Annotated in this window: 22 protein-coding genes; 9 read left to right on the top strand and 13 right to left on the bottom strand. The window is 41.5% G+C overall.

Going from position 1 to position 24,066, the window contains the following annotated elements; all coding sequences use genetic code 11:
* Positions 1-2: 2 nt before the first annotated feature.
* On the top strand, positions 3-1,097 hold the full coding sequence (locus AC1RRY_RS10895; RefSeq protein WP_492820933.1) for a phosphotransferase family protein: 1,095 nt from the start codon (positions 3-5) through the stop codon (positions 1,095-1,097).
* 55 nt (positions 1,098-1,152) lie between these two features.
* Here AC1RRY_RS10895 and AC1RRY_RS10890 read toward each other — a convergent pair whose 3' ends face one another.
* From AC1RRY_RS10890 to AC1RRY_RS10860, 7 genes are all read right to left on the bottom strand, one after another.
* Positions 1,153-2,565 carry a tetratricopeptide repeat protein gene (locus tag AC1RRY_RS10890; RefSeq protein ID WP_492820935.1) on the bottom strand — a complete coding sequence of 471 codons (1,413 nt, stop codon included), beginning with the start codon at positions 2,563-2,565 and terminating at the stop codon, positions 1,153-1,155.
* Between the two features lie 244 nt (positions 2,566-2,809).
* A complete protein-coding gene (locus AC1RRY_RS10885; protein ID WP_492820937.1) occupies positions 2,810-3,811 on the bottom strand; it encodes an SDR family NAD(P)-dependent oxidoreductase in 1,002 nt (333 codons plus the stop codon).
* A 161-nt stretch (positions 3,812-3,972) separates the two neighbouring features.
* Positions 3,973-4,425, bottom strand: coding sequence for a DUF5606 family protein (locus AC1RRY_RS10880; protein WP_492820939.1), 453 nt, complete (start codon positions 4,423-4,425; stop codon positions 3,973-3,975).
* A 121-nt stretch (positions 4,426-4,546) separates the two neighbouring features.
* On the bottom strand, positions 4,547-5,149 hold the full coding sequence (gene yihA, locus AC1RRY_RS10875; RefSeq protein ID WP_492820941.1) for a ribosome biogenesis GTP-binding protein YihA/YsxC: 603 nt from the start codon (positions 5,147-5,149) through the stop codon (positions 4,547-4,549).
* Positions 5,150-5,297: 148 nt separating this feature from the next.
* Positions 5,298-7,067: a signal peptide peptidase SppA gene (gene sppA / locus AC1RRY_RS10870; RefSeq protein ID WP_492820943.1), complete on the bottom strand. Its 1,770-nt coding sequence runs from the start codon at positions 7,065-7,067 to the stop codon at positions 5,298-5,300.
* Between the two features lie 260 nt (positions 7,068-7,327).
* Complete coding sequence (locus AC1RRY_RS10865) at positions 7,328-8,722, bottom strand: MBL fold metallo-hydrolase (protein WP_492820945.1); 1,395 nt, start codon at positions 8,720-8,722, stop codon at positions 7,328-7,330.
* A gap of 152 nt (positions 8,723-8,874) precedes the next feature.
* Positions 8,875-10,368: a GH3 auxin-responsive promoter family protein gene (locus AC1RRY_RS10860; RefSeq protein ID WP_492820947.1), complete on the bottom strand. Its 1,494-nt coding sequence runs from the start codon at positions 10,366-10,368 to the stop codon at positions 8,875-8,877.
* A gap of 314 nt (positions 10,369-10,682) precedes the next feature.
* Here AC1RRY_RS10860 and AC1RRY_RS10855 point away from each other — a divergent pair, with 314 nt between their 5' ends.
* The 5 genes from AC1RRY_RS10855 to AC1RRY_RS10835 all read left to right on the top strand — a co-directional run bounded on the left by AC1RRY_RS10855 (position 10,683) and on the right by AC1RRY_RS10835 (position 16,321).
* Positions 10,683-11,714 (top strand): rod shape-determining protein, encoded by a 1,032-nt coding sequence (locus AC1RRY_RS10855; RefSeq protein ID WP_101728069.1) that lies wholly within the window; start codon positions 10,683-10,685, stop codon positions 11,712-11,714.
* Positions 11,715-11,794: 80 nt separating this feature from the next.
* On the top strand, positions 11,795-12,658 hold the full coding sequence (gene mreC / locus AC1RRY_RS10850; protein ID WP_492820949.1) for a rod shape-determining protein MreC: 864 nt from the start codon (positions 11,795-11,797) through the stop codon (positions 12,656-12,658).
* A 67-nt stretch (positions 12,659-12,725) separates the two neighbouring features.
* Positions 12,726-13,232 (top strand): hypothetical protein, encoded by a 507-nt coding sequence (locus tag AC1RRY_RS10845; RefSeq protein WP_492820951.1) that lies wholly within the window; start codon positions 12,726-12,728, stop codon positions 13,230-13,232.
* A 70-nt stretch (positions 13,233-13,302) separates the two neighbouring features.
* Positions 13,303-14,499: a serine hydrolase domain-containing protein gene (locus AC1RRY_RS10840; RefSeq protein WP_492820953.1), complete on the top strand. Its 1,197-nt coding sequence runs from the start codon at positions 13,303-13,305 to the stop codon at positions 14,497-14,499.
* A gap of 49 nt (positions 14,500-14,548) precedes the next feature.
* Positions 14,549-16,321 carry a MutS-related protein gene (locus AC1RRY_RS10835; protein ID WP_492820955.1) on the top strand — a complete coding sequence of 591 codons (1,773 nt, stop codon included), beginning with the start codon at positions 14,549-14,551 and terminating at the stop codon, positions 16,319-16,321.
* 1 nt (position 16,322) lies between these two features.
* On the opposite strand, the gene AC1RRY_RS10830 is transcribed toward AC1RRY_RS10835, so the two are convergent.
* Together AC1RRY_RS10830 and AC1RRY_RS10825 are read right to left on the bottom strand one after the other, a co-directional pair.
* Positions 16,323-17,057, bottom strand: a complete 735-nt coding sequence (locus AC1RRY_RS10830) for a polyprenol monophosphomannose synthase (protein ID WP_492820957.1) — start codon at positions 17,055-17,057, stop codon at positions 16,323-16,325.
* 26 nt (positions 17,058-17,083) lie between these two features.
* The gene (locus AC1RRY_RS10825) at positions 17,084-17,449 is read right to left on the bottom strand and encodes a DUF4296 domain-containing protein (RefSeq protein WP_492820959.1); all 366 of its coding nucleotides are present in this window, start codon (positions 17,447-17,449) and stop codon (positions 17,084-17,086) included.
* 111 nt (positions 17,450-17,560) lie between these two features.
* Between AC1RRY_RS10825 and AC1RRY_RS10820 the strand changes: the two genes are divergently transcribed.
* From AC1RRY_RS10820 to AC1RRY_RS10810, 3 genes are read left to right on the top strand one after another with little or no spacing between them, the layout of a single operon-like run.
* A complete protein-coding gene (locus AC1RRY_RS10820; RefSeq protein WP_492820961.1) occupies positions 17,561-18,424 on the top strand; it encodes a DUF58 domain-containing protein in 864 nt (287 codons plus the stop codon).
* A gap of 4 nt (positions 18,425-18,428) precedes the next feature.
* Positions 18,429-19,355: an SH2 domain-containing protein gene (locus AC1RRY_RS10815; protein ID WP_492820963.1), complete on the top strand. Its 927-nt coding sequence runs from the start codon at positions 18,429-18,431 to the stop codon at positions 19,353-19,355.
* 26 nt (positions 19,356-19,381) lie between these two features.
* Positions 19,382-20,014, top strand: a complete 633-nt coding sequence (locus tag AC1RRY_RS10810; RefSeq protein WP_492820965.1) for an acetyltransferase — start codon at positions 19,382-19,384, stop codon at positions 20,012-20,014.
* Here AC1RRY_RS10810 and AC1RRY_RS10805 read toward each other — a convergent pair.
* The 4 genes from AC1RRY_RS10805 to AC1RRY_RS10790 form a co-directional block, all read right to left on the bottom strand.
* Positions 20,011-20,583 carry a DUF1684 domain-containing protein gene (locus AC1RRY_RS10805; RefSeq protein ID WP_492820967.1) on the bottom strand — a complete coding sequence of 191 codons (573 nt, stop codon included), beginning with the start codon at positions 20,581-20,583 and terminating at the stop codon, positions 20,011-20,013. The two genes, AC1RRY_RS10810 and AC1RRY_RS10805, sit on opposite strands and share 4 nt — an antisense overlap.
* A 51-nt stretch (positions 20,584-20,634) precedes the next feature.
* Positions 20,635-21,864 carry an MFS transporter gene (locus tag AC1RRY_RS10800; protein ID WP_492820969.1) on the bottom strand — a complete coding sequence of 410 codons (1,230 nt, stop codon included), beginning with the start codon at positions 21,862-21,864 and terminating at the stop codon, positions 20,635-20,637.
* A gap of 55 nt (positions 21,865-21,919) precedes the next feature.
* A complete protein-coding gene (locus tag AC1RRY_RS10795; protein WP_492820971.1) occupies positions 21,920-22,717 on the bottom strand; it encodes an SDR family NAD(P)-dependent oxidoreductase in 798 nt (265 codons plus the stop codon).
* Positions 22,718-22,861: 144 nt separating this feature from the next.
* A complete protein-coding gene (locus AC1RRY_RS10790; protein WP_492820973.1) occupies positions 22,862-24,040 on the bottom strand; it encodes an acetyl-CoA C-acyltransferase in 1,179 nt (392 codons plus the stop codon).
* Positions 24,041-24,066: the final 26 nt, after the last annotated feature.

Raw genomic sequence — 24,066 nt, 5'->3', positions numbered from 1 at the left:
ACATGAATTTGATTAAAACAGATTCTCCTACAAGCATCAGGCAGGGAGAAGAAATTGATTTGACAAAACTCAATGCGTTTCTTCGTACCAACCTACCTGATTGTGAACCAGTGGTTGAAATCGCTCAGTTTCCGGGAGGATATTCAAACCTTACTTATCTGCTGAAAACCCGAAGCAGTTCTTTTGTACTGCGCAGGCCGCCCTTTGGTGCAAAGGATATCAAAGGCGGCCATGACATGGGGCGTGAGTATAAAATATTGACGGCCTTACAAAACAGTGGATACCGGAAAATACCCGCACCTGTTGTTTACACGGAAGATGAGAGCATCATGGGTTGTCCGTTTTACATCATGCAGCGAGTAGAGGGGGTGATACTAAGAGCAAAAGATGCGCCTAAATTGCTGAATAACATCAACCCTGAACTGATGCGGCGAATGTCGGAATCTCTGTGTGACAACCTGGTAGATTTGCATGCCATCGATATTGAAGCAGCCGAGGGTGAGCATCAGGCTTTGATTGCTATAGGTAAACCTGAGGGCTATATTCAACGCCAGGTAGAGGGTTGGTATAAGCGCTATCTGGTGTCGCAGACGGACGAAATCCAGACAATGGATAGTCTGGCCGCATGGTTGAAAGCCCATATTCCGGCAGAGGGTAAACCCACGCTGATCCATAATGATTATAAATACGATAACCTGGTTTTGAATGAAAACGACTGGGCAGATATACTGGCGGTACTGGATTGGGAAATGACAACCGTTGGCGACCCGCTTATGGATTTGGGTACTACCTTATCTTACTGGGCTGAAGCAACCGACGGCCTTTTTGAAAAGGGGTTTAATCTGTCGTGGCTACCGGGGAACCTGACCCGTCAGGAATTTGCAGAACGATACGCGGAGAAGAGTGGGAGAGACGTGTCAAACATTTTGTTTTTCTATGTATTCGGGCTTTTCAAGAACTCTGTGGTGATTCAGCAGATCTACGGCCGTTATAAAAAGGGACTAACCAAAGATGAGCGCTTTGCCGATTTGATTATGGGTGTAAAAGCATTGTCGAAGAAAGGTGCACTATCTTTAGAAAAGGAGAATATGCTATAATAGAGTTCTATAAAAATGAACGGGGCTTTGAGTAATCTCAAAGCCCCGTTCATTTTTATTTGTATTGCTCAATGATTCTGAAAAGTGCTTTCTGTGACTCCAGATTCGGAAAGAAATCGTATATCTGCGTGTGCCCTTCATAATTGAGTGTCAGGCCGGTTTCCAGATAATGGTAAGCTTCATTAAAATTTCCTTCCAGAATCAGATATACTGCTGCCCGGTAAAACAAGTCCGGATCGTCAGGTATTTCGGCAATGCCATCATAAATGATTTCAAAAGCCTTGGTGTAGTCACCCTGTTCAAAAAACAATAACGACCAGCTTAACCAGATGTCAGAGTTCTTGGTGTCAAGACTCATGGCACGTCCGTAGGCGTCATTGCTTGAAGCAAAATTCTCCATTTTGGCTTCAGTATCGCCCAGCAATAGCCAATAGTCGGCATTACTGTCGTTTAGTTTGATGGCTTTCTGAGTAAAATGAATGCTTTCATACCAGCGGTCAAGTTCATACAGAGCCGAACCCAGTCCGAACCAGGCTTCATCCCAGGCCTCATCCTGTTTAACGGCTTCATTATAGTATTTATACGCCTCGTCAAACTGCTCAAGTTTCTCACAGGCTATTCCCAGATGCGTATAAACCTCGGCTGTTGGCTTTTCGTTTTTAAGTACATTCAGATAACACTCCTTGGCATCAATGTAGTTTTCCAGATTGATGTAAGTATAGGCCAGATTAAACCATCCTGAAGCAAATTTCTCATTTATGGTTACTGAATAATCATAGGCATGAGCCGCATCGGCATGGTTATTAAGCCTGCCGTGCACCATACCCAGAGCAAACCAAGCCAGATGTGAGTAGGGATTATTATCTATCAGTTCCTGAAAATACGCTATATTCTCTTCTAATTTATTAAGCTGCTCGAGGCAAAACACCAGTTCATAAAAAGTGATTTCTTCATTAAACTGATATTTAATTGCCTTTTTATAAAAATGGGCGGCTTCTTCAAATTTCTGCCAGTTCTGATAAGTCTGCGCCAGCTGAAAGTATACCGATTCTCGTTCTTCCGACATCAGCAAAGCTTCTCTTAAATGCTCTATGGCTTCTTCATAGCTACCCATAAGGTTGCAGATAATACCACGCATGTAAGTGATTTCGTTATCAGAGGGATTAAAGGTAGAGGCCCTGTCGAGCACTTCCATGGCTTCATCAAACTGTTCGTAATTGGCGTGAATCTGAGCCTGGTCCAGTAGAAGATCAAGAGAGTAAGGATACTGCTGAAGGCCCATTTTGCAGGCTTTCATAGCCATTTCCCATTGCCCGACCAGAAGGTAGTATTCAGTTAGTTGTTCGTAAGTTTCTTCACCGAAGAAGACCGCCTCCCGGCTTTTGAGCATTCCTTCAAAACGTTCAACAGTCGCTTTTACATCTGCGTCATCGAAGTTTTCGAATCTGTCGCTGAATTCGTGTTGCATGTAAGATCACCCAAAGTTTTTACGGCCCAACCATAGGACGGTAATTTTATATCCATTTGTTCTGACAAGTCTTATTTTTAACAAACAAACTTCAAGAAAAGGGTCAAAGTGTTTTTAAATAATCGAATCAGTGATGGCAAATGATGATTCAATATAATGTTTTTTTGTTACATGTCAATAGTTTGCATCAATAAAATTTCAAAGCAATTGCTAATCGGTTGAAAATCAATTTCATTCAAAAAAACTATTTACTCTTTAATAAAAACACACTTACGCGCTTTAAGGTTTCGTCGAAAGCAGTAAACTTAAACGAAAGCGTTTTGCGTATTTTATCATTTTTGTATACGAACTTCATCAATGAGTTCTTGGCTGTTTCTCTGGTGATAAGTGGAGCTTTGCCTGTAAGCAAAGAACGAAAGGCTTCCAGACGCCAGATAATTTCGGTAAGAACAGGCGAAACCTTTCTTGTTGGCGGTTTTTTGTTGAATAATGCTGCTGCCTTTTCAAAGAAATCTTTATAGCTCACCGTCCCACCATTTAAGATAAACCGTTCAGCAGTAATAGCAGAGTTGATAAGCTGATAAATGGCTTCAACTACATCTTTTACATCTACATAGTTCAGATTGCCTTCGCTGTAGAAACGATGCTCATCATAGGCATATTTAAACAATTGTGTGCTGCTTTTGGTCCAGTCGCTTTCGCCAAGAATAACAGAAGGATTGACAACCACCACGGGCAGGCCTTCTGCATTTCCGCGCCATACTTCCAGTTCGGCCAGATACTTGGTCTTGGCATAATGTGAATTAACCGGTGATTCTTCCCATTTCTGGTTTTCATCTATTTCAATGTCGGGTGCCGGCAGTTTCAATGACACGTCCGGTTTACCCAGAGCGGCAATTGAACTCACATGGCATAGTTTCTTTACTCCCAACGCAAGGCAGGTGTTTATTACATTAGCTGTGCCTTCCACATTGACTTTGAACATACGGTCTTTGTCTTTAGGCGCGTATGAAACCACCGCTGCGGTGTGCACAACGTAATCTACATTTTCGAGTGCTTGCTCTAAAGACTTAATATCCAGAATATCACCCTCGATAATCTTTATTTTTGTAGTGATTTCCTGCAAAGAGCTTAAATCGCTTTCTGCCCGGCACAATGCCAGCACTTCAAAGTCGTCCTGAATAAATCGCTTAGCCGCGGCACTGCCCAGTAGCCCGTTTGCTCCGGTAATAAGAATGCGTTTCATAGAGTGATGTGATAACAAGGCTGTCTTTATACAAAGGTAATAGCAAAACCCCTAAAAAAAAGGCTCTGTCCATATTCCGTTTATGTCAGAATAAGGTACATAAAAAACTCCCTTACTGAATGTGCATCCAGTAAGGGAGTTCCGGGTTATGAAACAGTATTTCAGGCTTTTGTTTCTTCAGCAATTGTTTCCGTTACTTCTTCTGCTGCCGGGGCAGTGAAGACCTCAGGTAAGTTTTTCGAAAGAACATTATACCAGGTAATGATTTTCTTGATGTCGGAAGAATAAACTCTCTGACGGTCGAAATCAGATACGATGTCAGCAAAGAAATCGAAAAGCTGATTATGAGAAAAATTCTTATATTCTTCACCCACTGTTTCTCCATGCAGCTCGCGGATCTTCAGAAAAATATCAGAAAGCGGTATAGATTTGTTGTGGTCTTCGGTATATATAGAAATATCTTTCAAAACCGACACACGTGCATTGGCGCTTACCATTTCACGTTGTTTTTTATCATCAAGCGTTTCTACTATCACGCCGCTACGGCCTGGTTTCAAGATTTTGTACAATCCGCTTTTCCCTGAAATATGGGCAATGTCTCTTAATAATTCCATTTGAAAAATAAGCTTTTTAAGGCGATAGCCTCTACTTTGTTTTATATGATTTGGACAATAAATTCAGATACTGGTCTTTCGATTAAGCAATCAACGACTAACAGAACTACAAAATTATAAATTATTTTTTAAATGCCTGATTTAACTCATCTATTGCTTTCAATAATTCTTCGCGCCCCGTTCTTTTCTCGGAAGATGTAACAAAATAAGGGGGAACTTTGCTCCAGGTCATCAGCATTGTTTTCTTAAACAAATCTATGTTCTGTTCGGCAATTGCTTTTCCTATCTTGTCGGCCTTGGTAAATATCAGATAGAATGGGATGTCCCTTTCACCCAGTGCATCAATAAAGTTCAGATCAACCGTTTGGGGTTCAAGCCTGATATCAATCAATACAAACACGCACATCAGATTTTCTCTGTGCTCCAGGTAATTCCATATCATTTTGTCCCATTTTTCACGCTCTGCTTTAGGCGCTTTGGCAAAACCATACCCGGGCAAATCGACCAGAAACCAGGCATTGTTTACCACAAAATGATTAATCAGTTGTGTTTTGCCCGGTGTTTGCGAAGTTTTGGCCAGGTTTTTATTGGCAGTAAGCATATTAATCAAAGACGATTTGCCAACATTTGACCTGCCGATAAATGCGTATTCCGGCAACAATGGCTTCGGGCTTTTGCGGTAATCGGAAGCGCTTTGAACGAATTTTGCTTCGATGAGTTTCATAAGCTTATCTGAAGGAAGATACTTTAATATCGACCATTTATATCTGTATAATGAGGTACTTCCTATAATAAAGAAGAGAGAATAAAGTGCAAAGGTAGCACTTTTTTCTCTCTTCTTCCGGTTTGTGAACCGGCGTTTGTCTATAAAACTACTTAACTTCTAATTCGAAAGGTATTCTGGCCTGCAGTTTATCCATGTTCTGAAGGTTTTTTATCTGCTTGGCAAATGGAGCCATACTACCCAGATAAGCTCTCAGTTTTTCTTCTTCTTTATCATTACCGAATTTTTCCATAATGGCTTCTATGCCCGATTTTTGAATCGGATAGTATTTCACCCGGTAACTGCCTTCTTTCAGTTTAGCTTTCTGAGCTGCAATTCTGATGGCATCGTCCATACCACCCAGTACATCTACCAGACCGTTTTCTTTTGCCTGGGTGCCAGTCCATACTCTTCCGCCGGCAATAGATTTCAGCTTTTCTACACTCATATGACGCCCTTTGGCCGCCTTGGTTGTAAAGCTTTCGTAACCGCGATTGACACTGTTCTGAATCATCATTTTTTCAGCGTCGCTCATGGTACGGGTAAGTGACGGGAAGTCAGAAAACTTGTGAGAACCGACACCGTCAAACGTGATGCCCAGTTTCTGGTTCATCAGGTTTTCGACATTAAACAACATACCGAAAATACCAATTGAACCGGTAATGGTAGTCGGTCGGGCTACGATGGTGTCACAAGACATGGCCATATAATACCCACCTGAAGCGGCGTAGTCGCCCATTGAAGCAATGACAGGTTTTACTTTTTTGGTCAACTCTACTTCACGCCACATGACATCTGACGCCAGCGAACTACCTCCACCTGAATTGATTCTTAAAACTACGGCTTTCACCTTACTGTCTTTACGCGCTTTTTGAAGTTCTTTTATTATTTTATCAGAACCGATGGTGCCGTCTTCACCACTACCCGATACAATATCACCTTCACCGACTATTACAGCAATTCTGTTCGATAAACTGCCTTCTTTTACGTATTTTTCGGCTTTCAGATACTTGTGTAAAGCCACATATTCTATTTTCTTGCTATCGCTGATACCCAGCTGACGACGGATGGCCTGCTCGAATTCATCCCAGTAACCGGTGTTTGTAATCAGTTTATATTTGACGGCATCAGACGGCTCCTGTATTAATGCGTTGTTCAGAATATTGTTCAGTTCGTCCATCGGTATTTTTCTGGCCTGTGAAATATCACCGTAGAACCGGGCTGCAATATCATTGATGAAAGACTGTGTTTGCTCACGGTTGGCTGCACTCATATCTGTTCTTATGAATGGTTCTACCGCACTTTTGTATTCGCCTACTCTGAATATCTCAGGTTTTATGCCGATTTTTTCAAAAAGGCCCTTCATGAAAGTATATTTTGCATTCAGACCGTTGAAATCAAGCCCTCCGCTTGGAGTTAAATAGCTTTTATCAGCAACCGACGACAGATATACTGCGCCTTCGGTCATTATTTCGGCATAAGAATAAACGAATTTTCCGGATTTTTTGAAATCTATCAGATAGCCTCTGATTTCTTCAAGTGTTGCGAAACCTGCAGTAGGATACTCAGCATGCAGGTATATTCCCTTAATGTTCGGATCTAGTTTTGCATTGGCAATGGCTTCCTTAATTTGAGGTAAACCTACCTGGCCGGGGCCTCTGCCGCCTGACAGGAATTCGGTGAATGGGTCGTCTTGTGGAGTGTTTTCGCGGATAATCTGATTAAGGTCTACTTTTAGCACAGAGTTTTTTGAGACGAAAGTCTTCTCATCAGCACTAGACATCATTGAGCCAATACCAACCAAAAGGAAAAAACAAACTACTAAAAATAAAAACAGCCCAACGATTGTCGCAAAGACATATTTCAAAAATTGTAACATAATTTATAAAACGGTATAGTTAATTTAGTGTTTCCATGAACTGAAATTATTTTCCGGTAGTGTTACAAGCAGAGTAAAATAGTTCTCTGCTGTTTATAACTTTACACTTTATTCCAGAATAATTTTAGTATGCAAAAGTATATGTATGCACATTAATTTGCATGCATATTTTGATAAATGGCATAAGTATAAGCTAAGAGGAAATTTGACAGGATAAAAAATGGGCGCTTTGATTGTTTCAGAATCAAAGCGCCTTGTTATTAATAGGAAGAAGCCAGAGATGATACCGGTAAAAACTGTTTGATTGCGCCTATACCGCCTTCAACATTTACTACGTTATCGAAGCCTCTTGATTTCAATATGGAGCTGGCTATCATGGAGCGATACCCTCCGGCACAATGAATATAATTAGTCTCGTTTTTAGAGAATTCAGCCATGTTTTCGCTGATATACGCCAGCGGAATATTGTCGGCATTAGCCAGATGCTCGGGTTCGAACTCAGTGGCTTTGCGGACGTCTTTTACGAGCACGTTTTCGTGCTGATATTTTTTAGCAAAATCTTCTGCTGAAATAGATATGATGGTGTCGGTTTCTTTACCGGCAGCCTGCCAGGCCTCAATGCCACCTTTCAGATAACCGAGAATGTTATCGTATCCGACCCTTGACAAGCGAGTGATTACTTCCTGTTCGATGCCTTCGTCGGCAATGAAAAGAATCGGCTGCAATATATCTGTAATAAGGGTGCCTACCCAGGGTGCAAAGTCACCTTTAATGCCTATATTAATACTGTTGGGTACAAATGCGTTTTTGAATACGTCCGGCTGGCGTGTATCTATAATGACGGCTCCGGTTTCATTGGCTGCTACTTCAAAAGCGTCAGGCGAAAGTGGTTGCAAACCATGTTGCATCACGGTTTCCAGACTTGCCGAGCCTGTCTTATTCAATTGTACATTTTTCGGGAAATAATAAGGTGGTGGTGTGAGCCCTTCAGTTACTGCCTGTATAAAATCTTCTTTGTTTTGTTCCTGTAGCGCATAGTTTACCTGTTTCTGATGGCCAAGGGTATCAAAAGTTTCTTTGCTCATATTTTTACCACAGGCAGAACCGGCTCCATGTGCCGGATAAACAATGAGGTGATCGGGCAGCGGAAGTATCTTGTTTCGCAGTGAATCATATAAATAGCCTGCCAGATCCTCTACGGTCAGGTCAGATTTTTGGGCGAGGTCTGGTCGACCTACATCACCAATAAACAGAGTATCACCTGTAAACAGACAGTATTCCCTGCCCTGTTCGTCGAACAACAAAAAGCAGGAAGACTCCATCGTGTGCCCTGGTGTATGCAATACTTTTATCTTTACTTTGCCTAATGAAAACTCCTGACCGTCGGTAGCGATAATGCTCCCAAAGGCCGGATTGGCATTGGGGCCGTATACAATAGAGGCATTGGTTTTTTGTGAAAGCTCAAGATGACCCGACACGAAATCGGCATGAAAATGGGTTTCAAAAATGTACTTGATAGATGCCCCGTCTTTTTGGGCTTTGTTAAGGTAAGTATTTATTTCGCGAAGGGGGTCAATAATGGCAGCTTCTCCGTCTGATTCGATATAATAGGCGCCTTGTGCCAGACAGCCCGTATAGATTTGTTCGACTTTCATGCTTGTTGATGTGATCTGTTTTGATTTTGTCAACGTGAATTTAACAAAAATTGTTCAGATATGCACAGCCTTATCCTCCCTTTCGGAATATGGACAGCGTATATACGTTGTACCTGGATTCCTGAATCTGGTAAGCAGGCAGAATTTGTCAATTAGACCATTTTACCCAGAACATCTGCAATTTTTCGGTCGTTAGATAAGCGAGGGACTTTATTCTGGCCTCCCAGCTTGCCTAATGACCGCATATAATTGATGAAGGCATCTCTTCGCAAAGAAGTAATGACGAGTCGTTTCAGGATACTGCCGGTAATGAGATCATCATAGTAGACATTCAGCTCGGCCATTTTTTTGTCAAGATCTTCGGCGAACTGCTCCATATCTTTAGGAGGAGTGGCAAACTCAATGAGCCATTCGTGATAAGGAAGGCCTTCGGCAGGGCTCACCATCGGGGCTACTGTAAATTCTATTATCTCCACTTCTGGATGGCGTTCGCAGGCAAATTTCATCGCTTTTTCTACTTCTTCACCAATCACGTGTTCACCAAAAGCTGAAATGAAATGCTTGATCCGGCCCGATACAATTACCTTATAGGGGTCGAGAGAGACAAACTTCACTGTATCGCCGATGGAATACCCCCATAATCCGGCGTTGTTGTTGATGATGAGTGCGTAGTTTTTGCCTAATTCTACTTGTTCAATACTCAGGCGTGTGGGTTTTTCATTGAAATATTCTTCGATAGGAACGAATTCGTAGAAAATACCGGTGTCTAACAAAAGCAACATGCCGGGGTCACCCTGTTCGTTCTGATACGCAAAGAATCCTTCAGAGGCAGGGAAAAGCTCCAGAGAATCGACATGCTTACCAATGGATTCGTACAACTTGGCGCGATACGGCTCAAAATTGACACCGCCGTAAACAAACAGATCAAATGCGGGGAATACATCTTTTATTTTCTTACCTGTGCGTGCCTGAATTCGGTCGAAATACATTTGTACCCACGGGGGTATGCCCGATATGAGGCTCATGGGTTGATTGATGGTCTCATCAATGATTTTTTCCAGTTTTTCTTCCCAGTCTTCTATACAATTGGTTTCAAATGAAGGCATGCGGTTGCTTTGCAGATAAGCAGGCACATGGTGGGTAGAAATACCCGACAAGCGACCGATTTTAATGCCGTTTTTGTCTTTCAGCTCCGGACTGCCCGACAGGAAAATAAGTTTGTTGTCAAGGAATTTCGATTTGCCCGTTTCATGAATATAATTGAGCAGGGCGTTTTTAGCTGAATCGATATGATTATGGATAGAATCTTTTGAAATAGGAATGTATTTAGTACCAGACGTGGTACCCGACGTTTTGGCAAAATAAAGGGGCTTACCCGGCCACAGGACATCTTCCCGGCCGTCGAGAATCTGATTGATATACTCTTTTATATCCTCGTAATCGCATAGTGCTATTGCCTGCTTGTAGTCGTCATATGACCTGATATCTTTAAAGTAATGGTCTTTGCCAAAGGCGGTATCGGCAGCTTTTGCAATCAGTTTCTGTCTCCATTCAGCCTGCACTTCAGCCGAACGGGCTATCCATTTTTTTTGCTGTGCAACTACGTAAGCTGCCAGGGGTTTACTAAAAATTGAACGAATTCCCATAATGAGGCAAATATAAAGGTTTAGAATAAATATTATTCAAAAGCCGTTATTTGTTTGTAAGTTTTGAAATGGTAATTGAACCGGAATGCCCGCAATTGTTTAAATTGCCTTGAAAATTATAATTAACCGATAATATTTACGTAATTTACTTGGTGTTTATTTGAGGTTAAAAAATAAAAAACAAAAGCCGTCTAAAGTATTTATAGTATTCGGCCAATTAAAAAGTAAAAAATTTATTTTTCACAAAACTTTGCAAATAATAATTGTAAATTTGCGGGCAAATTTAAAAAACTTATTAACTCATAAAGCTCAATATGGCTGGATTGTTTAATTTTCTCACGAGTGACATCGCGATTGATTTGGGTACGGCAAATACCCTGATTATCTACAAAGACCAGATTGTTGTAGATGAACCTTCTATTATTGCTTTAGACAAGATTACCGGGAAAGTGTTGGCCATTGGTCATAAAGCAATGCAAATGCATGAAAAAACAAATGAAAATATAAAAACTATCCGTCCGCTGAAAGATGGAGTAATTGCTGACTTTACCGCTGCCGAATTAATGATTCGCGGTATGATAAAAATGATAGAGACCGGTCGCAACTGGTTTTTTTCACCATCGCACCGCATGGTAGTTTGTATTCCGTCTGGTATTACTGAGGTTGAGAAACGTGCCGTGAAGGATTCCTGCGAGCATGCCGGAGCCAAAGAAGTGTATATGGTTCATGAGCCTATTGCTGCTGCCATAGGTATTGGTATTGACATTGAACAACCTAACGGGTCAATGATTGCTGATATTGGCGGTGGAACAACAGAGATTGCTGTCATTGCGCTTTCGGGTATTGTTTGCGAAGCATCAATCCGTATTGCCGGTGACTTGTTTACAAGAGATATTGTTGATTACATGCGCCGCGAGCACAACCTGCTGATTGGTGAGCGTTCTGCCGAATTCATCAAGATTCAGGTCGGAGCAGCCTTGCCTGATTTAGACAATCCTCCTGCTGATATTGAGATTCGCGGTCGTGACTTGATGACGGGTATTCCAAAAGAGATTAAAGTTACCTATAGTGAAATTGCCTACGCGCTTGATAAATCTATCTCGAAGATCGAAGAGGCTATTATGCGTGCTCTGGAAATGTCGCCGCCGGAACTTTCTGCTGATATTTATGAAAACGGTATTTATCTTACCGGTGGTGGTGCCTTGCTTCATGGCTTAGATAAGCGTCTGGCTATTAAAACGAAACTTCCTATTCACGTGGCTGACGACCCACTTCGTGCGGTAGTGCGTGGAACCGGAGAGGTTTTGAAAAATATTGAGAAATACAGAGCAGTTATTGTTCAATAGATTTAGTAATCTTCAGACTATAAGCTACAAGGTGAGCCACGGCTCGCCTTGTAGCTTATAGTTTTAATTCATAAAGACTTATGTCGCAACTCTTCCGTTTGATATTTCGGACACGAAATTTCTTGTTGTTTGTGATTTTAGAGCTGCTTAGTTTCTGGCTGATAGTTAAAAACGATTATTACTGGGACGTATCCTTTTTCAATACTTCAAACTATTACGCGGCCAAAACACTTGAGGCATCGAACTACATCAAAAGCTACATGAACCTTGGAAATGTGAATGAGCAATTGGTGACTGAAAACGCCGAATTAAAAAGAACCATGATAGCCATGCAACAGTTAAAGGGGCGTGAAGGAGACTATTACAGGGTAGATTCGGCATTTGCAAACCGGTTTGAGTTTAAAGTAGCTAAGGTGGTTAACAACACGGTTAGTTTGTCAAAAAACTACCTGACTATTGATAAAGGCAAGTTAGATGGCATTGAGCCTGGTATGGGTGTCATTTGTCCGCAAGGAGTTGTAGGGCAGGTGATGCAATGTTCTGACCATTTCTCACGCGTATATTCAATACTGCATTCTGAATTTAATGTATCCAGCGAAGTGTGGAGTGGGGCCCTAAGAGCAAAGAACGAGAAAGCTCTGGGTATTGCTAAGTGGGGCGGGCTTGATCCCCGGTCTATCGACCTTACTACCATTGGTAGATTTAAGCCTATCAAGCAGGGCGATTCTGTTATGACATCGGAGCAGAATGTAATTTTCCCGTCAGGAACAATGGTGGGTAGAATCAGCAAAATAGGCACCAAACAAGATGAAGCCTTTTTTGATATTGAAGTAGAACTCGCAACAGATTTTCAGAACATATCTTATGTATATGTTGTGAATAATAAGCTAAAAAAAGAACAGGAAAAACTGGAGGAATCTACCAAGCCTGAAATTAAAAAGTAATATTGAGACCAACCGCATAGTTAGCGGCTATAACGCAGAGCATTAAAAATTATACTTAAGACTTTAAATGAATTCTCAGACGGTAATAAAGTTAATAGTCACCTTTTTCATTTATTTGATTTTACAGATTGTGGTGCTTCGCAATTTTGTATTTTTTGATGTGGCCTTTTGTTTTGTTTACATTGCCTGCATATTGCTATTGCCCTACGAAATCCCGCCTTTGTGGGTTATACTGATAAGCTTTCTGACCGGGCTGATGGTTGATATCTTTTATAATACAGCCGGCGTACATGCAGCAGCCAGTGTGCTGGTGGGTTATCTGCGTGGTAACATTGTGAAATTTCTTCTTCCTACCAAAGGTATTGATAACGAGATAGTTATATCATTGAAAGACATGGGTGCCGAACGATTTGTAAGGTACGTGTTTATCCTGACTTTGATTCATCATTCAGCCCTGTTTTTTATTGAAGCAGGTGGTGTTACATTCTTCCTTATTACAGTATTGAAAATCATAAGCAGTGTAGTGTTTACTTCGTTTATGATTATCATTCTTCAATACGTAAGAGGAAATTAACCGATGTTGTAAAACGATTTTTTGAATCGTATAAAAAGTAATTGTAAAACTTATTTATTGGGTTTTAAAAATGCGTTTCCATCTATATATTCTAGTTTGCTTCTATTCTGTTTTCAGCCTTTCTTGTCAGAACAAAACCAAAGATACCACTACTAACGGGGGTGCCGTTATAGATAGTGCTGCCTTAAAAAGAAAAGAGGCAAGAGTCAGAAAAGACATTAAGGCCGATATAAAAGCAGCACTGATAGACCAGGTAATGTCAAAAAAACTGGCGCAGGGTTTTAACGGCAATGTGTTGATTGCCCAGAAAGACATTATTATTTACGAAAAAGCCTTTGGCTACGCCAGCTTTAAAGATACCATTCGTAATACTTTACAATCAAAATTCCAGTTAGCGTCTTTGTCAAAGACATTCACGGCTGTTGCAGTAATGAAACTGACCGAACAGGGAAAGTTGGGTCTTGATAACACGGTGAAAGACTATTATCCTGATTTTCCGTACGAAGGCGTAACAATCAGGAGCCTTTTATGTCACCGTTCGGGCTTGCCCTATTATCAATATACCTTTGATAAGGTTGTGAGAGGAGAGAAGATATACCCCACCAATCAGGAAATGATGAAGTGGTTTGCAACTACCAAACCCACCCCCGCCATATTCAATTTGCCCGACCATTTTTTTAGCTACAATAATACCAACTTTGCTATTCTGGCAGCGCTTGTTGAAAAGGTATCCGGAAAACCCTTTGATGAATATATGCGCGACAGTATCTTTTTGCCACTGGGCATGAAAGATTCGTTCATAGCCACCTCAAAAAACGACTCAATCAATATTAATCGCACTAATGGGTATCAGTTTGGTCAAAAACTGCCTAAAGATTATTATGATGATATAACCGGCGACAAAGGTGTGTACTCAACTACCGGAGACTTGCTGAAATGGTATAAGGCATTGAAAGAAAATAGGGTGATTTCGAAAGAATCGCTCAAGGAAATGACTTTACCACGCAGTTTTGAATACCCCGGGTTACGCAATTACGGCTATGGATTCAGGCTATGGGTAAATGCCAAACAGCAAACCGACTATGTGTATCATACAGGCTGGTGGAAAGGTTACAACACCATTATGTTTTTTGATCTTCGTGAAGACTTCGTAATTATTCTGCTGAGTAACCGATATAACCGCTCGGTGTATAATATTAAAGAAATAGTTGATATTCTGCACGAAGGCCGGCAGTCTACTGTAGAAGAAAATATTCTGGATGAATAAAACATTCTAAGCTACTACTACTCTTGACACAACCAACTCTTACAAAATTATGGGCTATCAGCATATCGTGAGCAGTTCTACTGCATTTATAACAAAGAATAAGTCTACAGCTAATCTTATTTCTTACCTGAGACTTCTCTTCGCTCTTCTTGAATTGTATGTGCTGTATGTTATTATAAGAGACGGTTCTTCGGCCACTTTGACAACAGGTGCTTTGCTCACGCTGGCAGTGTTTTTGCTCCTGGTAAATTATCACCAAAGGGTTATCGAAAAAATCGAGTATCATGAATCTGTGCTAAGGGTTTGTGATAAAGAGACGGCAGCCGCAAGTGGTGTCTATGACCAATTTGAAGACGGTAAAGAATACCATGACAAAACCCACTCATTTACTTACGACCTTGATATTTTCGGTAAACACTCCATTTTCCAGTTACTGAACCGGACAATTACACGAGCCGGCAAAGATACGCTGGCGCAGGAATTGAAATTCCCTTTTCTGAATAAATCAATCATAGAAGAAAGACAAACAGCAATTGCTGAGTTATCGGGCAAAATAGATTGGCGGGTCGATTTTCTGGCGACCGGGAATCTGCTTGAAAAGGACGAAACCAAATACTCGGAACTCATCAACTGGTTGAAAACCAAACCGGTTGATTTGCTGGGTAAATACAAATTTATACTGTGGCTGGTACCGGCGCTTAATACAATCATACTGTGTTTGTGGCTTTTTGATGTAATCACGTTTAGGATATGGCTGCTGACATTAATTTTACAATCGGTTTTTTCCTTTATCAATCAGAAGAAACTAAGTTCCCTTTATCTTAAAATCAGTAAGAATGCGTCTAATCTGCAAAGATACACGCAGTTGTTCAGGCTGATTGAGAAAGAAGATTTTGCAACTGCTATGCTGAAAAGGCATAAAGAACTGCTGACCCAACCGGCAGATGTATCGGTTGTTATTAAAAAACTGGCCGATATATCGGCTTATTTTGCTATCAGAAACAGTTTTTTTGCACCTGTTTTGAATGCCTTTTTTATGTGGGACTACCAATGTGCACACCGATTTGAAACCTGGAAAAGAGCGTATAATGAATCATTATTGAATGCGTTTTCTATTTTGCATGAATGGGAGGCACTGGTAAGTATTGCCTGTTATGATTTTGCCAACGATACCTATACTGTACCGCGGGTATCAGATGAAATAATTCTGGATGTTGTTCAGTTGGGGCATCCACTGTTGAAAAAGGGCAAAAGTGTCGATAACGATTTTAAGATTAATAAAACTGAGCAGGTCTTTATTGTTACCGGGGCTAATATGGCAGGTAAAAGTACTTTCCTGCGGGCTGTAGGGTCTAATTTGGTATTAGCCATGATTGGAGCAAAGGTCAGGGCTGATAAGTTCTTATTTAAGCCGATACAGCTATATACCTGCATGCGGATATCTGATTCAATCGATGAAGGCGAATCTTATTTCCATGCCGAATTGTTGCGTTTGCAGCAGGTTGTCAGAATACTGGAGTCGGGGCAGGAGGTATTCGTTATTTTAGATGAATTGCTAAAGGGCACAAACTCAAAAGATAAGCTGAAAGGCTCTGAGTTGTTTCTGGAAAAACTGGTTCAGTATAAAACGGCATTTGGTATGATTGCCACACACGACCTTGACCTGACCGATATGGCAGCAAAACATCCGGAAACGATCAAGAACATTTGTTTCGAAATCATTATTGAAAACAATAAAATGAGATTCGACTACAAGCTCAGAGAAGGGGTAACTCAGAATATGAATGCCTTGTTTCTGATGAAACAGATGGGAATCGTATAGATTATCTCTTAAAACTTTTAAACCAGCTCCATATTTTCATCATTACCACGCCAAACACGGCTTCTCTGAAAATTTTTGTTGACATCTTTGAGACACCCTTGGTGCGGTCTGTAAAAATGATGGGTACTTCGGTAATATTGAATTTATATAAGAAGGCATTGAATTTCATTTCGATCTGAAACGCATAACCTACAAATGCGATTTTGTCGAGCGGTATGGTTTTCAGTACTTCGCGTCTGTAACAGATGAATCCGGCAGTGGGGTCCATAATTTTCATGCCTGTGATGAATCGTACATATACCCCTGCAAAATAGGACATCAGTACGCGCCCCATCGGCCAGTTAACTACATTCACTCCTTTGATATACCTTGAACCGACTGCCACATCAACACCATCTATTTTACAGGCTTTGTAAAGTCTGACCAGGTCTTCAGGGTTATGCGAAAAATCAGCATCCATTTCATACACAAACGCATAGTTGTTTTCAATGGCCCATTTAAAACCATGAATATAGGCTGTACCTAAACCGAGTTTACCATTTCGTTCGATTATATGAAGTTCTGCCGGGAACTCCTGTTGCAATTCTTTTACTTTCAGGGCAGTCTTGTCTGGCGAGCCATCATCAATAACCAGCACATCAAATACTTCGTCAAGGCTGAATACTTTCCTGATGATTGCTTCAATGTTCTCGATTTCGTTGTAGGTCGGTATGATAACAAGGTTTTCTTTAGACATTTATTTAGGTTAGGTTGGGGATTGAATCAATCGGGTTTAATAGCTTTTTTTTGTTTTTTTTCGTCCAGAATATTGAGGGTCTCGTCATAAATCTTCACCATCATTTCGGGGTTTTGCACATAAAATTTATAGCTGGTCTTATAGAGGGTGGTGTCTACTTTATATTTTGCCATTATTCTGCGCTCCAGCTCCAGATAAGCTACCCGGGTAGAGTCGTAGTCCTGAAAAGACAGCTTGTTTATTTTAGCTTCGGTCAGGTGAATATCTGCCAGAATCTTAGCCATCGTTTTAATGTCAATTACATTCTTTGGTTTAGCCGGTTCATTGACACACGAAATGAGTGTTGAAACAATGGCTAAATGTAAGAATATTTTTTTTGTCAGTATTTTCACTTTATCTTCGTTTTCAGATTAAAGGGCAAATTACGGAAAAAAATAAGAGATTGAGTGCGTTAAAGTTTGTTAATCGATTTAAAAAGGTATTACACAAATTCTGAGAAACAAGTGGTAGAAGATATAATTTCTAAGCTCAATAAATATGAGATAAAAATCCGTAAGGCAGTTGATTCACAAATGCACGGAAATTTCCGTTCGGTTTTTAAGGGATCAGGGCTTGAGTTCAGCGATTTGCGCACTTATCAGTATGGCGATGATGTGAGAACCATCGATTGGATTACCACCGCTAAAGGCCACGGTGCTTATGTAAAGATATTTAAAGAAGAGAAAGAACAGACTGTGTTTTTTATGCTCGATGTGAGCGCATCGCAAGAAGTAGGGAATAACGGGCAATTGAAGCTGGATACAGCAAAAGAAATCTGTGGAGTGCTATCACTTTCGGCCATAAAAGAAGCCGGTCACGTGGGGTTGTATTGCTTTTCAGATCAGAAAGAGCTGTATTTCAAACCGGCTAACGGTATGAAACATGGCTACGAAATCATATTGAGCCTTTTCAAAATGAAGCCGCTTTCGCAGCAAACGAATATTTCATCAGCGATTGGTTTTGCGTTGAATATCCTTAAAAGAAAGAGTGTGGTGTTTCTGATTTCGGATTTTCTGGACAAAGACTATGAACATAACCTGAAGGCGCTGGCGCGAAAACACGATCTGGTAGTGATACACATTTATGACCAAAGAGAAATAAAACTTCCCGGACTGGGCATCATCCCGGTTGTCGATAAAGAGAGTAAAAAAACCGTTTGGCTCAACACTTCGTCTCCGGCATTTAAGCGAGAGATGAAAGAAATGTTTGAAAATAATCAGCAACGCCTGGAAAAACTCTGCAAGCAGCACAATGCCAATTATCTGGCTATTGATTCAAGAGAAGATTATGTCTCAAAGCTTATACAATTATTTAGAGTCAGAAAATAGAACCATGTTTGATACGCATCAATTATATAGCAAAAAATACAGTGATGCTATCCGGACTGCTTTTGGCGTGTTTGTATTTTTGGGTTGGCTGATAAGCAACACCTTATATGCGCAAAAACCAAAAGGACGCTTTTTGACTGATAGTGTTGAGCTGGGGCGTCCATTTGACTATGCGTTGAGCTACCGGCATGCACCTTCTGCCGAAGTATTTTTTCCCGATACCACCTATAATTTTTATCCATTTGAAATGGTGCGCAGAAATTATTTTACCACCATTACTACCAATAACACAAGCCTTGACAGTGTAGTGTATACGCTGGTTAGTTTCGATATCAGCAAAACCCAGAAATTTAGTTTACCAGTGTATATTCTGGGTAAAAAAGACTGCACGGCCGTTTTTGCTCCGCTTGATTCGGTTTTTCTGAAAGAATTGATAAAGATCAGCACCGACTCCTTGTCACTGAAGACAGACACCAAGTTGATGGCTTTACAGCAACAGGTGAACTATCCTAAAATTCTGGGATATTTACTCGGGTTATTGGGTATAGTAGGTATTATCTATGCTTTTTTTGGTAAATGGATGCAGAACAGGTACCGTCTTTTTTTGTTTGGCAAACGCCATAAAGACTTTGTGAACAGCTATAGGAAAATTGCCAGAGGTACACTTGACAGTGACAGTATAGCCAGAGCGTTAGTGATGTGGAAAGAACATCTGGAATGGCTGGAAGACCGCCCTTATACCTCCTACACGAGTAAGGAAATTATTAACAGACTTCCCAGTGAGTCGCTTGAAGAGTCTCTCAGAGATGTAGATACCGCTATTTATGGAGGTATTCTCTCTACCTACATGCCGGTAGCAATGAACGTTTTGCTGGATAAGGCTGTTGAATTATACCGGAAACGCAGAGAAGAACTATTGTTGAATTCATAAACTACTCAGAAAGTAGAAACCTAATTATGCAAAACCCCGTTTTAATTTTTGGTGCTGGCACCCTTGGCAAGATTGTACTTGATATTTTTAACCGTAACAATGTATTGGTATACGGTTTTCTGGATGATGATAAAAAACTGCATAATACAGAGATTGGAGAGATAGTTGTGTTGGGTGAAACCGATGACGATGGTTTTCTGAAGATTGTGGGCCAGAAAACAGAGGCCTTTGTAGCCATTGGCAATACAAAAGTGAAAAAGAAACTGGTTGAAATTCTGAACGAACGCCGTCATGTGATGCCGGTTAATGCCATTCATGACCGGGCCGTAGTTTCAGAAGAAGCCAGCATAGGACACGGAAACCTGGTGATGGCCAATGCCACGGTTAATCCTTTTGCCAGTGTGGGTAATCACAGTATTATACATTCGGGTGCGGTAATTGATACCGGTGTCCAAATAGCAGATTATGTTACCATTGGCACAGGAGCCATGGTAAATACAAATGTAGAAATAGCCGAAGGTGCATTTATCGGTTCGGGTGCTGTTATTGTAACAGGCATTAAAGTCGGTAAAAATGCCAGAATAGGAGCAGGCTCTGTGGTAGTAGAAGACGTGCCTGACAACGCTACTGTTTTCGGAAATCCGGCGAAAAAGATTTAATGTTCTTTGGTGTAATTTTTCTCTCCGGCTTCTATGGCCACCTTTAGATGATTCTCACGTGGAGGTATGGGGCAGCTGTAGCCGTCGCCAAAGGCGCAGTAAGGATTATAGGCTTTGTTGAAATCGAGAATGATTTTGTCATTTTCGATTTGACTCATCCGAAGGTCTATGTATCGCCCGCCTCCATAGGTCTCTTTGCCGTTGGTCTGGTCTTTAAACGGAATAAACAGATAATCGCGGTATTGTTGAATACGTTGTAAATCGGGAGAGCGGTAAACTGCCAGTGTATAACTTTTGCCATCAAGCTGGAAAGTTAACTCACCGAATTTGGCATAAGTTTTTGTTTCGCCCGTGGTAGTAGGTAACTGGAAAGGTTTCCCGGCCGTAGTGGCTGTAAAACTGCATTCTACTCTGAACTTTTCATTGGGTTCATAAAAACGCAGGTATTTAAAGTCTTCCTTTTTTACCGGTGAAAACTTCGACTTGAGAAATTCTTCTTTATACTCTTCTCTGAACTTCTCGATTTCAGCTTTAAAATCCTGAGCAAAGGTATTTAATGAGAGAGCCATGAATACCCAGGTTAATATGGTGGTTATCCGTAACATAGTCTTGCGATTTATTTATGAAACGTTTACGGTACTTTCCTTACTAACAATTGGTTGAGCAATTGGATTCACTAAACGTGCAATAAAAATACTGAAGAAGATCATGCTGATGGAAAAGTATCCTACATAGTTGTAGTTTTCAATGTATCCTGACGAGGTCTTATGGATAATCAAACCACCAATGTTGGCAGCTAATGCCTGCGCAAGAAGCTGCAATGATGAATTAATAGCCATAAAACTACCTCTCTGCTGTGGGTTCACCACATTTGAAATCATCGCCTGGGTGGGAATCATTCGGCCGTTAGAAAAAACAAAGAAAATACCTGCCACCACTAAAACAGCCCATACTGCGCCCGAAAACATATTAGTAATCAAATAAATCGGGATCATAGATAAAAAGGCAAAAACGACGAATACCGGATACTTCCCTTTTTTGTCGGCCAGTTTACCTACCATTGGCGCCGAGAAGATGGTGAGCAGGCCACCAACCAGATAAATAAGGAAGATATTCTGCTGGCTGAAACCTACGTTGGCCACCAATGTAGGAGAAATATAAGGAATAATGCTGAAATGTCCCAGCATAATGGTAGCAGACAGCCACAATGCCTTTAACTGGTTAGGGTTTTTCAGAATGTTGGTTATTACATCAAATGGATTGGGTTTAGTTTCACGGGTTTTCAGATGTTTGTCGAGCGAAGGAACGAAACGGATAATAAGGAATATGACCACAATCCCTAAGCAGGCAACTACTAAGAAAGGCGCGTGCCAGCCGAATTTCGAGGCCAGAAATAAACCGGCAGGAATACCTACTACGGAAGCAACCGAGAATGCGGTGGTAATATAGCCTACAGCTGTTGCCCGGCGCTGGTAATCAAAAGTATCGGCTACTATCGACATCACCTGAGCACCAATGAGCCCGCCGAATGTACCTGCCACAATGCGGGCAGCCAGCAGAAACTGGTGAGTAGGGGCAAAGGCGCAGGCAAAAGTGCCTATCACAAAACCAACGTAAGTGAATAAGACTACTTTTTTGCGGTCGTAGTTATCTACAAAAAAGGCCGCCAGAAAACCCGAAATACCGGCGCTTAAGCCATAAGCAGAAACGATGAAACCAAAATGCTGTGGCGAAATATTAAAAATCTGCATTAACTGAGGCCCGAGGGGCATCATAATCATGAAGTCAACAATATGCGTGAAGTTGATGCAGGCCAGTATAAAAAGTAGTAGTTTTTCTTTAGAACTCATAATAGAAACATATCCAAGGTCTATTTGTCAACGCAAACAGACCTTGTGTAGTTCATTATTTGTTGCTATTGGCCAATTGACTGTCCATGCTGTTGACGGGTATTCTGCCTTGTACACTCCAGCCTCCATCTACGAAGAATAATTGTCCGGAAACGTAACTGGAGTCGTCTGATGCCAGAAAGACAGCCGGGCCAACCATTTCTTCCGGCTCACCTGTTCTTCCTAAAGGTACAACCCCGCCCCAATTGGTGCGGTAATTCGGGTCTTCTTTCAGGTTCCTCTCAACATTAATCGGCCCGGGTCCGAATGTATTCACTCTAATGTTATAAGGAGCCAGCTCTACAGCCATTTGCTCAGCCATAGCATGGATGCCTCCTTTGCTGGTGGAATAAGTAATCAGGTTCTTTACACTCAATGCCGCGCAGATAGTTGAGATATTGATAATGCTTCCGCCACCGTTGTTACGCATCATTTTAGCGGCTTCTATTGAGCAGAACAGCGTGCCTTTCAGATTCACGCCCATCACCTTATCAAATACGGCTTCGTCGGTTTCAAAGAAATCGCTCCAGCCGGTTATTCCTGCGTTGTTGACGAGTACGTCCAACTTACCGTACTTTCCGGCTATCTGCGCAAACATGCCTCTTATTTCAGCAACATTTGATATATTGGTATAAATGACCTCTGCCCGTCGGCCGAGCGTTCTGATTTGGGCTGCTACCTCTTCGGCATAATCGGCACCTGCTACCTCATTGATGATCACATCGGACCCTTCTCTGGCAAAGCCTAAAGCAATGGCTGCACCGATACCTCGTCCTGCGCCGGTAATGAGGGTGATTTTATTTTTTAATCGCATGGTTGAATAGAATATTGAAAAATCAAATGTAATAAAATTTACAAAGGATGAAGCGGGAAGACGTTTTAAAATCGGGAGGATTTTTAAAACAAAGAGGCCACCTGTAAGGCAGCCTCCATGCTAAATAGTATTATCTGAGCGATATTAGTTCAGAAATTCATAGATACCTGCTACACCCTGGCCCCCACCTACACAGGCAGTTACCATACCATATTTTTTATTCTGGCGGCGTAACTCGTTAATAATCTGCACTGATAATCGCCCTCCTGTTGAACCCAAGGCATGCCCCAATGCAATGGCGCCACCGTTAGGATTAATTTTATTCAGATCAAGATCTAATTCTTTAATAACTGCTAACGACTGCGCAGCAAAGGCCTCATTCAACTCGATGATATCAATGTCGTCACGTGTCAGGCCTGCCTGCTTTAATGCCAATGGTATGGCAGCTACCGGGCCTATCCCCATAATACGCGGCTCAACCCCTGCTGAGGCATAGGCCATCATACGCGCTACAGGTTTCAGACCCAGATCGTTTACCATTTTCTCCGACATCACTACCACAAACGCAGCGCCGTCTGAAGTTTGCGAAGAGTTACCAGCTGTTACCGTACCACCCATTGTAAACACCGGTTTCAATCTAGCCAATGCCTCAAGGCTGGTGTCGGCACGTGGGCCTTCATCTTTTGCCACTGTATATTCCTTTGTTCTCTTTTTACCCGAGTTTTCATCAAAAAAAGTTTCCTTAACCGTTATCGGTACAATCTCTTCATCAAATCTTCCTGCTGCTTGTGCCGCCAGTGCTTTCTGATGCGAATAATAAGAAAACCTGTCTTGTTCGTCACGGCTGATATTGAATTGCTGAGCTACCTGCTCGGCAGTCAGACCCATACCGATGTAATAGTCCGGATGCATGGTAGCCAGATTATAGTTCAGTGCGGTTTTCCAACCCATGGTTGGTACTAACGACATAGACTCCGTACCCCCTGCAATAATACAATCGGCAAGGCCGGCATGTATTTTAGCTGCAGCTATGGCAATGGTTTCAATGCCTGAACCGCAGTAACGGTTTACTGTTACACCCGGTACACTTTTACCAAGTGCCAATAAAGCAATATAACGCGCCATTTGCATGCCTTGCTCGGCCTCCGGTACTGCATTTCCTACAATAACATCGTCAACCTGAGCCGGGTCAAGCTTTGGAATACTTTCCATCAGATGTTTGATGACTTCTGCTGCGAGGTCGTCAGGACGAGTAAAACGAAATACGCCTTTAGGAGCTTTACCGACAGCACTACGATAGCCGGCAACTATATATGCATTCATGTTTTTATTCGTTTTATAAATGCTTT

It is taken from the genome of Emticicia sp. GW821-FHT11C11, assembly GCF_058808615.1.
This window is presented reverse-complemented; position numbering and strand designations above follow the sequence as displayed.

Bases quoted from the DNA above. Each gene is read 5' to 3' on its own strand.
- AC1RRY_RS10895 (WP_492820933.1), top strand. From the start codon at position 3: ATGAATTTGATTAAAACAGATTCTCCTACAAGCATCAGGCAGGGAGAA.
- AC1RRY_RS10890 (WP_492820935.1), bottom strand. From the start codon at position 2,565: ATGCAACACGAATTCAGCGACAGATTCGAAAACTTCGATGACGCAGAT.
- AC1RRY_RS10885 (WP_492820937.1), bottom strand. From the start codon at position 3,811: ATGAAACGCATTCTTATTACCGGAGCAAACGGGCTACTGGGCAGTGCC.
- AC1RRY_RS10880 (WP_492820939.1), bottom strand. From the start codon at position 4,425: ATGGAATTATTAAGAGACATTGCCCATATTTCAGGGAAAAGCGGATTG.
- yihA (WP_492820941.1), bottom strand. From the start codon at position 5,149: ATGAAACTCATCGAAGCAAAATTCGTTCAAAGCGCTTCCGATTACCGC.
- sppA (WP_492820943.1), bottom strand. From the start codon at position 7,067: ATGTTACAATTTTTGAAATATGTCTTTGCGACAATCGTTGGGCTGTTT.
- AC1RRY_RS10865 (WP_492820945.1), bottom strand. From the start codon at position 8,722: ATGAAAGTCGAACAAATCTATACGGGCTGTCTGGCACAAGGCGCCTAT.
- AC1RRY_RS10860 (WP_492820947.1), bottom strand. From the start codon at position 10,368: ATGGGAATTCGTTCAATTTTTAGTAAACCCCTGGCAGCTTACGTAGTT.
- AC1RRY_RS10855 (WP_101728069.1), top strand. From the start codon at position 10,683: ATGGCTGGATTGTTTAATTTTCTCACGAGTGACATCGCGATTGATTTG.
- mreC (WP_492820949.1), top strand. From the start codon at position 11,795: ATGTCGCAACTCTTCCGTTTGATATTTCGGACACGAAATTTCTTGTTG.
- AC1RRY_RS10845 (WP_492820951.1), top strand. From the start codon at position 12,726: ATGAATTCTCAGACGGTAATAAAGTTAATAGTCACCTTTTTCATTTAT.
- AC1RRY_RS10840 (WP_492820953.1), top strand. From the start codon at position 13,303: ATGCGTTTCCATCTATATATTCTAGTTTGCTTCTATTCTGTTTTCAGC.
- AC1RRY_RS10835 (WP_492820955.1), top strand. From the start codon at position 14,549: ATGGGCTATCAGCATATCGTGAGCAGTTCTACTGCATTTATAACAAAG.
- AC1RRY_RS10830 (WP_492820957.1), bottom strand. From the start codon at position 17,057: ATGTCTAAAGAAAACCTTGTTATCATACCGACCTACAACGAAATCGAG.
- AC1RRY_RS10815 (WP_492820963.1), top strand. From the start codon at position 18,429: ATGTTTGATACGCATCAATTATATAGCAAAAAATACAGTGATGCTATC.
- AC1RRY_RS10810 (WP_492820965.1), top strand. From the start codon at position 19,382: ATGCAAAACCCCGTTTTAATTTTTGGTGCTGGCACCCTTGGCAAGATT.
- AC1RRY_RS10805 (WP_492820967.1), bottom strand. From the start codon at position 20,583: ATGGCTCTCTCATTAAATACCTTTGCTCAGGATTTTAAAGCTGAAATC.
- AC1RRY_RS10800 (WP_492820969.1), bottom strand. From the start codon at position 21,864: ATGAGTTCTAAAGAAAAACTACTACTTTTTATACTGGCCTGCATCAAC.
- AC1RRY_RS10795 (WP_492820971.1), bottom strand. From the start codon at position 22,717: ATGCGATTAAAAAATAAAATCACCCTCATTACCGGCGCAGGACGAGGT.
- AC1RRY_RS10790 (WP_492820973.1), bottom strand. From the start codon at position 24,040: ATGAATGCATATATAGTTGCCGGCTATCGTAGTGCTGTCGGTAAAGCT.